The 15,880-nt window shown below is 53.7% G+C and carries 9 protein-coding genes and 1 pseudogene; 2 read left to right on the top strand and 8 right to left on the bottom strand.

Annotated elements, in window-relative coordinates:
* Positions 1-67: 67 nt before the first annotated feature.
* Positions 68-1,444, top strand: a complete 1,377-nt coding sequence (locus SH573x_RS05370; protein WP_479353305.1) for a transposase — start codon at positions 68-70, stop codon at positions 1,442-1,444.
* A 77-nt stretch (positions 1,445-1,521) separates the two neighbouring features.
* Here SH573x_RS05370 and SH573x_RS05365 read toward each other — a convergent pair whose 3' ends face one another.
* The gene (locus SH573x_RS05365) at positions 1,522-2,322 is read right to left on the bottom strand and encodes an alpha/beta hydrolase family protein (RefSeq protein WP_479353304.1); all 801 of its coding nucleotides are present in this window, start codon (positions 2,320-2,322) and stop codon (positions 1,522-1,524) included.
* A 264-nt stretch (positions 2,323-2,586) separates the two neighbouring features.
* Here SH573x_RS05365 and SH573x_RS05360 point away from each other — a divergent pair, with 264 nt between their 5' ends.
* The gene (locus SH573x_RS05360; protein WP_479353303.1) at positions 2,587-4,128 is read left to right on the top strand and encodes an amino acid permease; all 1,542 of its coding nucleotides are present in this window, start codon (positions 2,587-2,589) and stop codon (positions 4,126-4,128) included.
* A 103-nt stretch (positions 4,129-4,231) separates the two neighbouring features.
* On the opposite strand, the pseudogene SH573x_RS05355 reads toward SH573x_RS05360, so the two are convergent.
* The 7 genes and pseudogenes from SH573x_RS05355 to SH573x_RS05325 all read right to left on the bottom strand — a co-directional run.
* Positions 4,232-5,071, bottom strand: a pseudogene (locus tag SH573x_RS05355) (IS3 family transposase); the annotation flags it as partial.
* Positions 5,072-5,091: 20 nt separating this feature from the next.
* Positions 5,092-5,316, bottom strand: coding sequence for a transposase (locus SH573x_RS05350; RefSeq protein ID WP_479351326.1), 225 nt, complete (start codon positions 5,314-5,316; stop codon positions 5,092-5,094).
* Between the two features lie 434 nt (positions 5,317-5,750).
* Positions 5,751-7,382 (bottom strand): response regulator, encoded by a 1,632-nt coding sequence (locus SH573x_RS05345; protein ID WP_479353302.1) that lies wholly within the window; start codon positions 7,380-7,382, stop codon positions 5,751-5,753.
* A gap of 17 nt (positions 7,383-7,399) precedes the next feature.
* Positions 7,400-7,801: a response regulator gene (locus tag SH573x_RS05340; protein ID WP_479353301.1), complete on the bottom strand. Its 402-nt coding sequence runs from the start codon at positions 7,799-7,801 to the stop codon at positions 7,400-7,402.
* A complete protein-coding gene (locus SH573x_RS05335; protein WP_479353300.1) occupies positions 7,798-10,140 on the bottom strand; it encodes an ATP-binding protein in 2,343 nt (780 codons plus the stop codon). The genes SH573x_RS05340 and SH573x_RS05335 overlap by 4 nt, the downstream gene beginning before the upstream one ends.
* Positions 10,133-10,834 carry a biliverdin-producing heme oxygenase gene (locus SH573x_RS05330; protein ID WP_479353299.1) on the bottom strand — a complete coding sequence of 234 codons (702 nt, stop codon included), beginning with the start codon at positions 10,832-10,834 and terminating at the stop codon, positions 10,133-10,135. Before SH573x_RS05330 ends, SH573x_RS05335 begins: the two co-directional genes overlap by 8 nt.
* 33 nt (positions 10,835-10,867) lie before the next feature.
* Positions 10,868-15,793, bottom strand: coding sequence for a CheR family methyltransferase (locus SH573x_RS05325; protein ID WP_479353298.1), 4,926 nt, complete (start codon positions 15,791-15,793; stop codon positions 10,868-10,870).
* Positions 15,794-15,880 lie beyond the last annotated feature (87 nt).

Here is a 15,880-nt window from a genome sequence, read left to right as displayed (position 1 = left end):
ACCATTGCGGTGTGATCGCCGTACGATTGCTGGGGTCAAGTATGGCAATCAGTACGGAATGAATCAAATGGTATTGGACGAACTATTGGAGCGTTTTTCAAAGGCGGCTCCTGCGGCGGTTATGGCGAGAGCTGCTTTGGTCCGTGTTTTAAACGCTGACCGAATGGATGAGATCTTTGGCAAGCACCGGGTTAAGCAGAAGTGTGGCGAGTTATTATTCTCCACAGTCGTCGACTTAATGTCATTAGTAGCATTGAAAACCAAACCAAGTGTCAATGCAGCATATCTCCATCGAATTGACTCCATCGAGGTATCAGTAAAGTCGATCTACGATAAGCTCAAAGGTATCGAACCATCGGTTAGTCGAGCGTTGGTTCGCGAGACGGCTAACACGTTTGTCTCCACTGCAAAGCATCTGCATAAGGGCTTACGCAAACCACTTCTGGGCGACTATCAGACTCGTATTGTCGACGGCAGCTTACTGGCAGGCACTGAGCACCGCATTAAAGAGCTTCGCACCCAAGGCGCCGCAGCTTTGCCTGGTAGATCCCTCGTAGTGCTGGATCCCGATCGACACATGATTGTCGACTATATTCCCTGCACCGACGCACACACCAGTGAATGCAAACTGTTTCCTCAGCTTTTAGAAACGATCGAGCCGGGCGAGCTCTGGATAGGGGATCGTAATTTCGGCACGCAAGAAATGCTCACGACGATCGCCTTGGACAAACAAGCCTTCTTTATCTTTCGACACTCGATGGGATTCGTTCAAAATTGGGAAGCAAAAGGTAAGCAGCGGCGCGTTAGCCTTGGTGTGGGCGGAGTGATCTACGAGCAGTCGATTGAAATTACCTATCAAGGCCGCACGTTAGTGCTGCGACGAATCACGCTCAAGCTGGATGTTCCTCTGCGTAGCGGCGAAACCGAGATCAACTTGCTGACCAACCTACCTAAGCGCCATAGAGCGGCGACGATCCTTAGTGCCTACCGTGAGAGATGGACTATTGAAAATGCCTTTCAACATGTAGAGAGTGTTTTCAATAGCGAGATCAGCACTTTGGGCTATCCCCAAGCAGCGCTCTTCAGCTTCGCAATGTCGCTCTTAATGTACAACGTGTTGAACCTGTTGAAGATCGCCATTGCCGCTAGTCACGAAGAGCCTGAACTGGTTGAACAACTCTCAACGTACTACTTGGCTCTGGACATCCATGGCACCTGGCAAGGGCTGAGCATCGCAGTTAATGACACAGAGTTTGATTCCATATACGGCGATCTCACCGACGAGCAGTTCATCCAACTGCTAATCGATCTCGGAAAGAAGGTTAACTTGAAAGCCAATCGAAAGAACAAACGCGGCCCACAAAAACCGCCCCCAACAAGAGTCAGCGGAAACCGGGGTAACCACCTAGCAACACAACGTGTGCTCGACAAAAGCAGGGGCTAATGCTGGCTTCAAAGCGGTCGGCGTTAGCCGCGGTTCCTAACCGCAACCATCCAATAACCGCGGCTAACGCCGTCGGTTTAGTGGGCATGTTTGATGACGAAGTCGACCAGCTCTTGGCAACGGAAAAAGCCTTCCCAAAAATTATGACCTTGGCCAGCAACGACTTTTAGTTCGATCGCGTCGGCTGCGCCCAATGCGCGGTATCGATCGGCGAGCGTTTGTGAGTTGGGGCCCAATGGGACCACTACATCTTGATCGCCGTGAATGATAAAGACCGGCAAACGGGCTTTGGCTAGCGCGTCGACTCTCGCGATCGGATTGAGCTCCGGTAGACGCGCGGTCAGTTCGGCCGCACTGAGGCCATAAGCCTCGGCCGCTTTATCGATACCTGGATACGTTCGCCAGTCGTAGACCGGGTAGATGCCGGCCAGTGCAGCGAATCGCTCGGGATGATCACAGGCCCAACTCGACACCCACAACCCACCGCGACTGCGTCCTAACAGCACTGGCTTAGGACTCATCTTGCGCTTGGTGGTTAATTCATCGTAGAAGCGATCAAAGACTTGGCGAGATTTCGCACTGCCATAAGCTTCGCCGACATCGATGCCTGCCACTGCAACGCCCGCGGCTAAAAACTTGCGGTGCATCCACTCTTCATGCGTATCGGGATAACCGGGCAATGTCGGGGCATAGAAGACCCAAGGTTGTGGGGTCGCCCGCAGCTTCTCGTCGGGCCACAGAATGAAGGCAGCATGTCCTTCCAGTTCAAAGAACTCGCCCTCGGCGAACAGCTTCTCACGCTCGGTCTGGGCGGAAGCCTGCGCTGTTAGGACAAGGCTAAGGTAAATCAAACAACCAAGAATGCAAAGTGTACGCATTGGTGAAACTCGGGATGTTAGCGAAGGTATGCACGCTGGAGGGGCATTGGTAGACTACAGATGAACCAGTCGCATTTCATCATACTCCAAGGCACGAAGGAAAACTGAAGCCGGGAGGGCAAGGTTCAAATCGCAGAGCCACGACTCCGGGGCGCTCTCTGGAGGACAATATCTCGCAAGTGGCAGTAGCATGTGCCAGCTCTGGCATTTAGAATTTTGCGAGAAGTTAGCGCATCGCCTCTTGAAGAAAGAATTGGGGATTGAATGGCCAGTCAACTGTTCCGCACGAAGTCGTTGAATACCATGGTCGCCGACATGGAGGGAAGCCATCGATTAAAGCGGACTCTGGGGCCCATATCGCTAACTGCTTTGGGCGTAGGAGCGATTATCGGTACCGGCATCTTCGTCCTGGTGGGCAAAGCGGCCGCCAATCAAGCTGGGCCCGCCATCATGCTCTCATTTGTGGTGGCCGGTCTGGCTTGCGTCTTTGCAGCCCTCTGTTATGCAGAGTTCGCCTCGATGGCTCCGGTGGCTGGCTCCGCATACAACTATGCTTACGCCACGCTCGGGGAGTTGATGGCGTGGGTCATCGGTTGGGATTTGATTCTCGAATACGCAGTCGCGTCTTCGACGGTAGCGCACGGCTGGTCGAAGTATACGCAGAACTTATTGGGGCAGTTGGGTATAGACTGGTTTGGCAAAGGTGGTGTCTTGCATAGATTTGCAGATGCGCCATTTGACTACAACGGCAAGGGGACCGAAACTGCGTTTACCTTGGCATCCGGCCTGGAAACGACCGTAGCTAGTGGCCAGTTCTACGCGACCGGTTATTACTTTGATCTGCTGGCGGTACTGATCGCTTTTATTGTGACTGCAATTTTGGTGCGTGGCGTATCGGAAAGCGCATTCACCAACGCCATCATGGTTGTCATCAAGATCGCCGTCGTGCTCTTCGTGATCTTCGCGGGCTTGCGCTTTGTGAAGATTTCCAACTGGACGGATAACTTCGCCCCTTACGGATACGGCGGCATTACTTTCTTCGGCTATCCTATCTTTGGCACTGACAAAGGCATGATGGCTGGTGCAGCCGGTATTATCTTCGCCTATCTCGGCTTTGATGCAGTATCAACTCAGGCCGAAGAAGCCAAGAATCCCAAGCGTGATTTGCCGATCGGCATTATAGGCTCGCTGATCATTTGCACCGTGTTGTACATCGCGGTGTCTGGTGTGCTGACGGGCATGGTTCCCTATAAAGAGATCAATCTCGATGCTCCAGTGGCTGTCGCTTTCCAACAAGTTGGATTCGAATCCGCGCAATTCCTGGTCACCGTCGGTGCCATTGCCGGGATCACATCAGTACTGCTAGTCATGATGATGGGCCAGCCCCGTATTTTCTTGGCCATGGCCCGCGATGGCTTGATGCCCTACAGTTTCTTTGGGGCCATTCATCCCAAGTTCAAGACCCCATACAAGTCAACCATCTTGACCGGTCTACTGGTCGCGAGCGCCGCCAGCTTGTTGCCACTGAATATTCTGGCCGACTTGACGAACATTGGTACCTTGTTCGCCTTTGCACTGGTTTGTGCATCGGTGCTCATCCTGCGTTATGTTGATCCAGATCGCGAGCGCCCATTTCGCTGTCCGTTTTCACCGTTATTCCCTTCGCTGGGAATCCTGCTATGTGTAGCGCTAATGTTGTCACTGCCGAGTGAAAACTGGCTACGCTTGATCCTCTGGTTGGCTTTTGGACTGGTCATTTATTTCTCGTATGGCTACTTCCATAGCAAGCTTCGTCACGCAGCCTGAGCGGAATGCGTCAACACGTAGCCGAGTCTCTCCGAGACTCGGGGCCTTTTCAGTGTCTCGGTGAGGTGGTACCGCTTTTCTGGACAGTCCAGTCTCTTGCGCTTCAGGACTGGGTTGATTCGAACTGGACTGGACTGAGATAGCCAAGAGAAGAGTGCCTTCTCTCGACGTTGTAGTATTCGATGTAGGAAGCTATGTCTTTGAATGCTTCCTTGGTAGTACTGTATTCGGTTATCTCCAACTCTCTCTTGAGTGTTCCAAAGCAAGATTCCATGGCTGCGTTGTCGTAGCAGTTATCTGCTCGAGACATGCTTTGGCGCATGGCTGCTCGTTTCAGGATTTGACGATATTCTTTGCCTGCGTACTGTCCACCACGGTCGGTATGATGGATCAAGCCAGGCGATGGCTGTCTCGCGGTGATCGCGTTGCGCAGTGCGGTTAGCACTAGTTCCTCGGTCATGTCATCACTTAGATGCCAACCTACAATTCGACGCGAGTATGCATCCATCAAAACGGCCAAGTAGCAGTAGTGACATTCAGCACACGGGATGTAAGTAATGTCTCCTACCCACACCTGTCCGATGCCATTTGCACTTTCACTTAAAAGCAGATTTGGGTTGTATCCTAAGTGGTGCTTACTTTCAGTACTGCGAGGCTTAAATGACTTGGGTTGAATTGCACGAAGTCCCTGCATTTTCATTATCCGACGGGCTTTGCGACGACCGCATTTCATGCCTTTCTCAGTGAGCTCAGTTGCAATTCGACGGCTACCATATCGACGACGATGATGCCTGAATGCTTCGCGCACCTTAGGCGAGAGAATACGATCCTCCTCATCGCGCTGTGTGTCGTCAGAATTAAGCCACGAGTAGTACGCACTACGGGTCAACTCCAACACTTCACAGATCTGGGTGATCGGTGCCACTTCCGTCTGTTCAATGGCCTGAACGACTGCGTAAAGCTCTACGAGTCGTTCCGGCCTAAAATACCCAAAGCTTTTTTTAAAATGTCTCGCTCACGCTCCACGCGGTGAAGCTCCGCCTGCATCTGCTTTAGCCTGGCATCCATAGCGTCAGCGACTGGGCCTGCGTCTGTGACCAATTCTTGCTTCCATTTGTACAGCAAGTTCCTTCTGGGGATCCCAAGCCGTTCACAAATCGACGAAGCTGAATGCCCATCAAGGTGCATTTGTACAGCTTCTTGCTTCAGGTCTTCCGGATAAACTCTTCGTGAATTCTTTAGCTTCTATTGAGGCTTCATGCCGTCTCCTTAGATTGCTCATTCTAAGAGACTGGACTGTCCGGAAAAGCGGTACCACCTCACGGGGCCTTTTCAGTGTCTCGGGGCCTTTTCAGTGTCTCGGGGCCTTTTCAGTGTCTCGGGGCCTTTTCAGTGTCTCGGAGTCTTTTCAGTGTCTCGGAGTCTTTTCAGTGTCTCGGAGTCTTTTCAGTGTCTCGGAGAGACACTGCTACGTGCCCCACGTAGCCGAGTCTCTCCGAGGCTCGGGGCTTATCAGTGTCTCGGAGAGACACTGCTACGTGCCTGATAGCGCAACGCGTCAGCATTTCGAGGGCTCGCCATTGGCATGTTCACGAAAGCCTTGACGGCTTCCGCTACGACGCTTAGACGTGGCTTTCACTGAACAGCTGCGCCACCATATCCAGCAGCTTTTCGCGGGCGATGGGTTTGCTGAGATAGTTGGTGCAGCCGACGCTCAAGCAGCGTTCACGGTCGCCGTCCATGGCCGCGGCAGTCAGAGCCACAATCGGAATTTGGAAACCGAGTGCACGCAGTTGCCGCGTGGCCTCGTATCCGTTTTGTACTGGCATCTGCATATCCATCAGTACCAGATCGTACGGGTGTTCTCCCCGCGTTGATCGCACCATTTCCGCTACAGCCTTCTGGCCGTCTTCGACGAACTCCAGGCGAACACCGCTTGGTTCCAACATTCTGCGAATCAAGAATTGATTGGCGCGAGTATCTTCGGCAACTAAAATTCGGCGACTGCGCCAATCGAAGTCATCCAAGCAAGTGGGGTTGACCGGTTCGCTCAAACTGCGTTTGTAGGAATCAGGATTGACCATACCGATACTGCTGGCATCGTTGGCACGGACAGTGAGCGTAAAGCGACTGCCTTTACCCAATTCCGACGCGACGCACAGGTCGCCACCCAAGGCCCGCGCGAGTGAACGACTGATGGCCAGCCCCAATCCCACGCCGCTACGAGAGTTGGCTTTGGGACCAACTTGCACGAAGGGCTGAAAGATGGAACGCAAGTCTGCGTTGGATATCCCGATCCCCGTGTCGACGACATCGATTCGCAGCAACTGGGTATACGCATTTTCTTCGAACGTCACCACGACATTGATCGAACCATCTTTGGTGAATTTGATGGCGTTGCTGAGCAGGTTCATCAACACTTGTCTCAGGCGAACCGCATCGGTAGTGATCTTGGCGGGCAAGGCCCCACGAAATTCGAGATTCAGATCGATACCTTCGTCGGCAGCCCGAAATCGCAACAGCGTGCAAAGTTCGAAGACGATGCGCAGCGGTTCGCACGGCAAGAGTTTGATATCGGAATGGCCGGCTTCGATCTTGGCCAGATCGAGAATATCGTTCAATAGTTCGGCTAGATGCTGGCCATTGCTTTGAATCATCTCCAGCATTTGCCGAGCATCATGTGCGCCTGGGTCATCCAGTAACAGTTCGGCCAGGCCCAGTACGGCGGTCAGAGGCGTGCGCAACTCATGGCTCATGCTTGTCAGGAAGATCGACTTGGCGCGATTAGCATCTTCGGCCCGCACCTTGGCCTCGCGCGCATCACGCTCGCTGTGCACCAATCGCTGAATCAGGCGGTAGCGTTCCATGGCGTTGCGAGTGACCAAGGGCAGGATATCGCCACGGACCATCGATTTGGTAAAGAAGTCCTGCACGCCCACCAAAAGCGCATCCTGCGCAATACTGTTGGAGGCGCTAGAGGTGATCAGTACGATAGGGTAGGGCGGTATCTGCGCATTGCCTCGGAGCGCCCTGACGAATTCGATTCCCGTTAAATCGGGCAGGTGCCAATCAAGAATGATAAGATCAATATTGCCATTAGCTTGACGCACCAAGTCCAACGCTTGACTTCCGGTCGCAGCATGATGGAATTGATATCGACAACTACGATCACTTTTAAGGGCATGGACGATTGCTTCTCGATCCGATTCACTATCATCGACGATCAAGATGTCGCGCCGTGGCACTCCCGTCATTATGGCTCCAGCAGTTTTTATTTTGTTTGCGGGAGCCAGCGACTGACGATTTCTTCGACAACGCGTAAGAAGTCATTAGGTACAACTGGCTTGACGTGATAGTCATCTGCGCCGCACATCCTGGCAGCTTCCGCATCACGTGGATTGGTCGACGAAGAAAAAATCACAATTGGCACATGGGCTGTTTCTGGGCTGCCTCGTAATTGTTCAGCAATTACAAAACCGGATGTGTCAGGCAAACTCAGATCCAGAATATATAAATCAACGCGTTTAGGTTGCTGGCTCATGTAACGCTCGAGATCGCGACCAGTACTGACGCGCTGCGCCTCGACTCTGACCTGTTCTAGCCCGATACAAGCCAATTCAAAATCCGAATCGCAATCTTCGACAAACATTACCGTTGGGGTGCTACTGGTCATGGCGACACTGCCTCCAGCGTAAAATAAAACGTTGATCCTTGTCCGTCATGTGATGTTGCCCAAACAACGCCACCGTGACGCTCAACCACCCTCTTAACGATTGCCAAGCCGACCCCTGACCCGCCTTCGTATTCTCCAGGTTGATGCAGCCTTCTAAACACTTGAAATACGTCCTTCAGTCGCTCCCTTGCAATTCCTATACCATTATCCCGAACGTAGATGGCCGTCTTGCCCAAGGCTCGATCGGGCGGATCATGCTCCGGCGATACCACTACGCTACCAACTTCGATGCGTTTGACGGTGGCCTGCGAGTACTTTCGCGCATTGCTGAATAGATTTTGAAAAACATCGCGCAGGCACATGAAGTCTGCTTCTACGCTTGGCAGGGGATGTACTATCAATTCGATGGATTGAGAGGCTGAGTTGTCGACGTCCACGGCCGAAGCATCGAGCGGCTCGCCAGGCAGCGCCAATTCGGCCGCTTCCTCGACCACATCCTTCAACTGTGTCAGCTCCAAACGCAAATCACTACTGCCGGCGCGCGAGACTCGCAGCAGGCCCTCCAGCAAGTCCGTCATGCGTTGCGTAGTTCGCTGAATAGTGTCAACGCGCTGCCGAACCTCTTGCGCGTTGTTGTTCGACAACGCTCGCTCGAGGAAAAACACCGTCTGATTGATCGTCCGCAACGGCTCTTTCAGATCATGTGAGGCAGCGTAAGCAAACGAGTCGAGATCAGAATTTACTCTAACGAGTTCTTCATTGGTGCGAAGCAAGTGGGCCGAACGCTGGGCCAGCAGACGCAGCAGACCAGAGTGAATATCAACCGCCAGAACTTGGTCGATACGAGACCACGGCCGTGACTGATTGCGCACAGTTTCAGTCCACTGCGCGAACGACTTGCGTGGCGACAGACGAATACCATCATCGGTCACTTCAGCACACTTGTCAGGATTTCCCGCCCAGGTAACCTCGGTGACGTACTGGGGACGAAAGAAAATCAACATGTCCGAGGCATTCACCCCCAACGACGAAACTAAAGCCCCGCTAGCGGTCTCGACGTGGTCTATTGCAAGCGGATATTCATTCGATAGCCTATCCGTCGACCACAAGGGAAACCGATGCTGTGCCAAAAAATGCTCACATAGTTGCTGTACAAACTCAGTCGGCGGGGTCGCACCGTGTAACATCAGCGCGCCGTGCCACTGAATTGCGATCCCTTGAGCGTCGACGACTTCCATCAATTGCGGGGCGACGTGCCGCAAGCCTTGTTCGATCGACTCTTCATTGGCCATAATTCGCCATGCGTGTGAGAGCTGTGCTTGACGCTCATTCTGAATGTGAATCTCATCACTGATCTGTCGCGTCACCACGTAACTACCCGCCAAGGTACCCAACAATTCACAGGCCGCGCGCACCTCTAGTGATGTATTGCGCGGTTGATAATGATGGCAAGCGATCAGCCCCCACAATTGTCCTTCGTTCAGAATTGAGATCGACATCGATGCTGCCACGCCCATGTTGCGCAGATATTCAATGTGAATTGGTGAGACGCTGCGAAAGGAACTGTAGGTTAGATCCAAAGGCCGACCGTGCAACGGACAAAGTTGAGGTTGCAGTGGTACAGCGGGCGCATTTAAATCAGCGATGACTCGAATCAGATTTAGCGCATACAATCGTCGAGCTTGCGGGGGGATATCGCTGGCTGGATAGTGTAGACCGAGATACGACTCCAAGCCTTCGCGCAGAGCTTCGCCTTCTACCACTCCATGTTGATCGGGCATAAAGCGATAAACCATTACCCGATCATAGCCGGTTAGTTGCCGAACCTCATCGGCCAGTACTTGAAACAATTCCTGTTGTGACTGGCTGGCATGCAGGCGGGCAGTGGCCCGTTGTACGCAGCGCGTAATGGACTCGGTACCTTCGTCCACCGTGGTATGCAACAGGATTTGATCGGTTGACTCGCGCTCAAACTCGACCAGCAACACACCTTCAAAGACGTGCGCATTACCGAGATGAAAACCACGATCCGCTTGGCGCGTACTGAACATGGTCATCAGCGGAGTGGTCACGGCCGTAACCCCGCTCTGGACAAGTTTCTCAATGCGAGTGAAAGTTCTCCGATCGACCAACTGCTGCAATGCGTGGTTATTCAGCTGGTCCCGGCTGATTCCGAGCCACTGGGGCGCATTTCGACTCCACTGAATAACCTGCAGCGTTTGAGGGTCCACCGCCAGCAGTAGACCATGAGGCTGGATGGATCCAGGAATATGAATAGGTTCGCGTGCACAATTGTCCAAATCAACCGATTGGCCCACTGGGGTCATCGTCTTATGCATAGGTGATTCCGCTTAGCGAATTCCGAAAACAGTTGAACGTAAGCCGGGCCGCTTCGGCAGCGGCCGCCGCGCGGTTCCCCTCGCGCAGTCGCTCGTTCAGCCACTCACAAAAGCTTCGCCAATATTCCATGGTGCGAGAACCACGACCGAAAAAATAGGTATTCACTCGCGGCAGTTGAGCTGCAGTTGCATGACAGTCAGATAGCAGCCACAGTTGCTGGCTGGTACTAATTTGTCGCGACAGCATTTGGCCGCCCAGAGCCGAACCTTCCAGGACATATAGACTCCCAATGGCTGTCGCTTCGTCCGCGATGTACGACAGCTCAGGCAAATCATCACTGCCCGAGGCCGTCAGCTGGCCGGTCGCCTGCAATTGTGTCGCTGCCTGGTCGCTGCGCAGACAAGCCTGAAGTGCGTCGAGATCTTGTATCAAGGACTCAGTACGCAGATGCAAGTCATAGCCTTCGGGCGTTATCGACAAGTGACTGGCGATACGCGCATCAAGGGGCTGCACCACATTCAAGAAGCGTCGCAATAACTGGGCGTATTGCGAAGCCGAACCAAATGCGGCTGGCCAATCGATACAACTCTCCAGCTGGCGATGGCACTGGGCAGTGTGACTTCTGATCAATTCCAGCGGAGCCTGACCAACGGATTTCTCACCCGTCGGCTCACCGTACTTGCGGTTCGTCATCGAAACCAATCTTCTCTTCTACAGGGCAGGGCCTCAGCTGTTACTGGCGACTGCTTCGGTGGGCGGCAAGCCCCCTTTGGCATAGCGTCGCAACATGTCGATCAACTGCGTCGCATCGATCGGCTTGCTTAAATAATCGGTGTATCCCGCGCTGAGGCAAGCCTGGCGATCGCTATCCATCGCATTGGCTGTCAACGCAATAATCGGCCCTGTATAGTTGGTGCTGCGCAAGTGTCGTGTAGCGGTAATGCCATCCATCTCCGGCATCTGCACATCCATCAAGATGATATCCAGCATGCGTCCCGCGGCCCGTTCTTGATCGGCGATGCTGAGGGCTTGCTTGCCATTTTCGGCCAACAAGACTTCGCCTCCGACTTGACGCACAAAATGCTGCGTCAGAAAACGGATGTCGCGCCGGTCGTCAACTACCAGCACCCGCAGATTCAATGTGCCGCTACCCACTTCGCTGGTGGCGGTTGATCGACCTAAGTAGTTATCGCCGTATTCTTTGGCGATCTCATGCATCGTCCAGTCGTTGCTGGAAGCATACGAAATCAACTTCATTCCAGCAATCTCGCCCGTGGAGATCGAAAGCGTAAAAGTACTCCCCAGCCCTGGCTGACTGGTCACTTCGATTTTGCCCCCCAGCACTTGAGCCAATCGCTGACTGATCGCTAGTCCTAGACCGCTACCTCCATAGCGACGCACAATCGACGAGTCACCTTGTTCAAACGGCTTGAAAAGCTTGGCCTGCAGATCGGGAGTAATTCCAATACCGGTATCGACCACATCGAACTTGAGGAGCTTCAGCGTGGCATCATAACTGAGTCTCAAGCAAATCGAGCCTTCGTGAGTAAACTTAATCGCATTGCCAACCAGGTTGATCAGAATCTGGCGTACACGAATCGGGTCGTTTTCGATGACATCGGGAATCAGACCATCGAATTCCACTTTCAATTGCAAATTCGATTCAACTGCCCGTACATGCATCAAGGAGCAGACATCTTCAACCAACTTGCTGGGACTGAAACGCAGCACATCGATCTCGATCTTGCCGGCTTCGATCTTGGATAGATCCAGAATGTCATTGATCAGTTCGAGCAAGAATTGACCATTGCGACGGATAGTTTCGACCTTCTCGCGCTCATCGTCGCTCTGGGCTTCCAGCAAATCTGCAAAGCCCAGAATGGCTGTCATCGGTGTACGAATCTCGTGGCTCATATTGGCCAGGAAGTCACTCTTGGCTTGATTGGCAGCTTCAGCCAGGCGCCGGGCCTGTTCTAGTTCACTTTCGATGTGGATGCGTTCGGAAATATCGGTGTTCGTTCCAAACCAACGGGTGATCTGACCTTCCGCATTGCGAATCGGGACTGCCCGCGACAAGAACCACCGCCAACTGCCGTCACGGCCGCGCAGCGGAAACGTGTCCTCCCAAGGGAGTCCATTTTCCACTGCGTGTTTATACTTTTCCGTTACTTGATCTACGTAGTCAGGATGCTGAACGTTTTGCCAACCCCAGCCCTGCATCTGCTCGAACGTCGTGCCGGTATAGTCATACCAGCGTTGGTTGTACCACAGCAATGATCCCGATTCATCGCCAATCCAGGCGAACTGAGACATGTTATCCAGCACCGAACGAGTGAAGGCTTCACTCTCCCGCAAGGCTTTCTCGGCCGTCTTGCGCTCGGTTATATCCGTGCCCGAGGGAATCAGATGTGTAATGACACCTTCTTCGTTTAAGGCGGGCACCAACATGAAATCGATATCGATGATGCGATCTCCGGCCATGCGAACGCGCGCGTCGTAGCGCACGGTCTGGCCGGCGCGCGCCAAGGCGATTGATTCCTTCAGACGCTCAACCTCGAACTCATCGTGATTCCACCATTGGCAATCCCAGAAGAATTTGCCCACGACTTCTTCGGCCGAGAGTCCGCCCGCTTTTAACGCGGTCGCATTGGCGTCGATGAGCGTACCGTCAGTGTTCATCACACCCACGAAACCGAGCATATTGTCGATGATCCGCCGCACATGATCGGCACTGTCGGCCAGGGCACGTTCGACTTGCTTGCGATTGGTAATGTCGCCCAAGGTGCCGAACATGCGAACCGTTTCACCGCGATGATCTCGCACGGGTTGACCTCGGGCGAACAGCCACCGCCGCTGTCCATCGGCGCGAATGATCTCACACTCCAACGTCCAGTCGTCTACTTCAAAGCAACGCTGAAATTGTCGCTCGACATCTTCCAGTTGCTCGGGCACGACATGTTGGATGAATTGTTCGTAGGACCATTCTTCCAAGTTCTGAGGATAGCCGAACAGCATGTCATGCTCGGGAGTGCGCCAGACCTTTCGCGTGCGCAGGTCGATATCGAAAGCCGAAACGCTGCCGCCGCGCAGCGCCGCCGTCAGTCGCTGCTCACTCTCTCGCAGCGGTGTTACATCGACGAAGGTGATGACGCTACCATCGCGTGCATCATCTGCTGTGTAGTAAGGTAACACTCGACGAATGAACCAACGCCCATTCAACGTCTGTATCGTATCTTCGACCGGACCACCCGCATTCTTGAGATCTTCCAAGTCGGGCAAACGTGGCATCTCCGCCACCAGCGGACTCAACTGCGATAGTGGGCGTCCCACGTCGCTAGCAATCAAGCCATAGATGCTGGTTATGGCCGGCGTGAAGCCCCGGATGTTGCCGGCGGACGTCAAGAAGATCGTGGCGATATCCGTGCTGCGAAGCAGATTCTCCAAGTCGCTGTTGATACGTGCCAGGGCATCGTTGGAGGCCTGCACTTCTTCTTTGCTGGTCTCGAGTTCTTCGTTGGCCGAGTGCAACTCTTCATTCATCGACAACAATTCTTCGTTGGATGACTTGAGCTCCTCGTTGGCCGTTTCCAGTTCTTGGACAGTTCTTTCCAGATCCTCGCGCGTGTTCGCCAGTTCGCGTTCCAGTTGCTCGACCAGGGCCATCGTGTCGGTGCTATAGCCGGTCGCCGCAGACTGTTCAGCATCTTGTCCTTCCACATCGCGAACAATCGGCTTGCCCAACATCTGGAAGGCCACGTAGTACAGTCCGGATTCCTGACCGACTTGGGGCATGGGTTGGACAATAACCACCACGCGTTGAATTCCAGCAGATGTTTTGATCGAAAGATTATCATGAACGACTTGCCGCTTGATGCGTTTGGCTTCGGCCAAGGCGCTGCGCAGGCCGCTGCGCAGGCCTTCATGCGCCATCTTGATCACGTTGTTCTGAAAACTACCTTCCGCCAACTTTAAATATGGTGAAGTATCGGCCGACAGTGAGAGGATCTGCGCATCTTCGTCGATAATGGCCCATTGGGCGGAGAATTCATCCAGGGCAATGCGTTGGCCTAGTTGATGTAAGTCCACTTGCATGCGCGATTCTTCGCTCATCTGAAGGCTGCGGGCCAGCGTGCCGCGCAAGGCGCCTTGAGGCGACAAGGGCGTAATCGAAGTCGCGCGGCGTTGGCTGATGCGATGCTTGGCGCTGATCGGTCGAAACAATTCCTTGTGAGTCGACATGCTCTCCGAAGGCCCCAGAAACAGGTAACCACTTGCACGGAGCGCATAATGAAAGAGTGGAACGAGTTTCTTCTGTAGATGCGAACCCAGGTAGATCAGCAGATTCCGGCACGAAATCAGGTCCAACTTGGTAAACGGTGGATCGCTGATCAAATTATGGGCCGAGAAAGTCACACAGTCGCGAATCGTCTTGCTGACAACGAAGCGCATCCCGCGTTTGATAAAGTACTTTTTCAAGAACTCTTGAGGCACGTCTTCGGCAATGCTGACAGGGTATGATCCGCTGCGCGCTATTTGCAGTGCGCGTTCATCCAGATCGGTCGCAAAAATCTGTAACTGAATCGAGCGCTCCGAATTTTGAATGGCCTCATGCAGTACCATGGCCAAGGTGTATGCTTCTTCGCCCGTTGCGCATCCAGCCACCCACACGCGCAACGTGCCGCCATCGGGTTGTTGTGCCAGGAGTTTAGGGATGATTGTGCGCTCAAGGAACTGAAATGCATCGGCGTCACGAAAAAAGCAGGTGACACTGATCAGCAAATCGCGAAATAGGCGGCCTGCTTCGTCTCGAGATGCCGAAACGACATCTACATAGGCGTCTACCGATGATTGTTTGAGCACCTGCATGCGGCGCTTGATGCGCCGCGCCAGCGTCGTAACTTTGTAATGTCGAAAGTTATGCGACGTATGCTTCTCGACTGCATCGGCGATCGTGGGAATAGCCTCGATGATTTGTTTGTTTAGTTCTGTTTCTCGATCGACTTGATTCGACTCGTGAACGTGCACAGCGTAACGCGATAATTCAATCGCGATATCGGCTAGCGGGAGCACGTGGTCGATGCCAGTGGAATGTGAGTGGGCCAGTGTCGGAGTTTTCTCGGCGCCTTGCTCTGGCCGCTGAACTATCGTCATTCCGCCCGCATCATTGATGCTCTTGAGTCCCAGCAATCCGTCGGTGCCTGCGTCGGCCAAGACAATTCCTACGGCCAGTTCATGTTTGTCATCGGCCAGTGATGACAGAAAGTGATCCGCGGGTCCAGCCAGTCCGGTGGGCGGAGGCGCGTCGACGTGTAAGGTAGTGCCGCTGATCGACAAACTCATCGCTTCCAGCACCAAGTAGACAGTGTTGGCTTTCAGCCGCATTGTGCCGGTGACAAACTCCAGCCCAAGTGGCAGCTTGGTTTCGCTCAAAAACTGATGGGCATCGGCCGTGGCCGCGGGACCGGTCACCGATTGACCACTTTCGCCTTCGCTGCCCGATATCAGAACAATGACGCTCATGCCGGTATCTGCAGGGAGGCCATTCAATAGAGACCGCAGAGATGCCAGGCTTGCTCGAGCCGCAGCGATACCCACACACAGACGCACAGGTTTGCGTGGCTTGCTGTCTCGCAACGTTGAACGATGAGCCATACGGGCACGAGCTTTTGGAGTGATGAGGTTGGGGGGCGGACCAATGTGCGGCTAGGGCCCAGGAGCGAGTCAGGCGTCACCCAGCCT

The organism is Rania fehmarnensis (assembly GCF_056494185.1).
The sequence above is the reverse complement of the archived record's forward strand: the minus strand, read 5'-3'. Positions and strand labels throughout refer to the sequence as shown.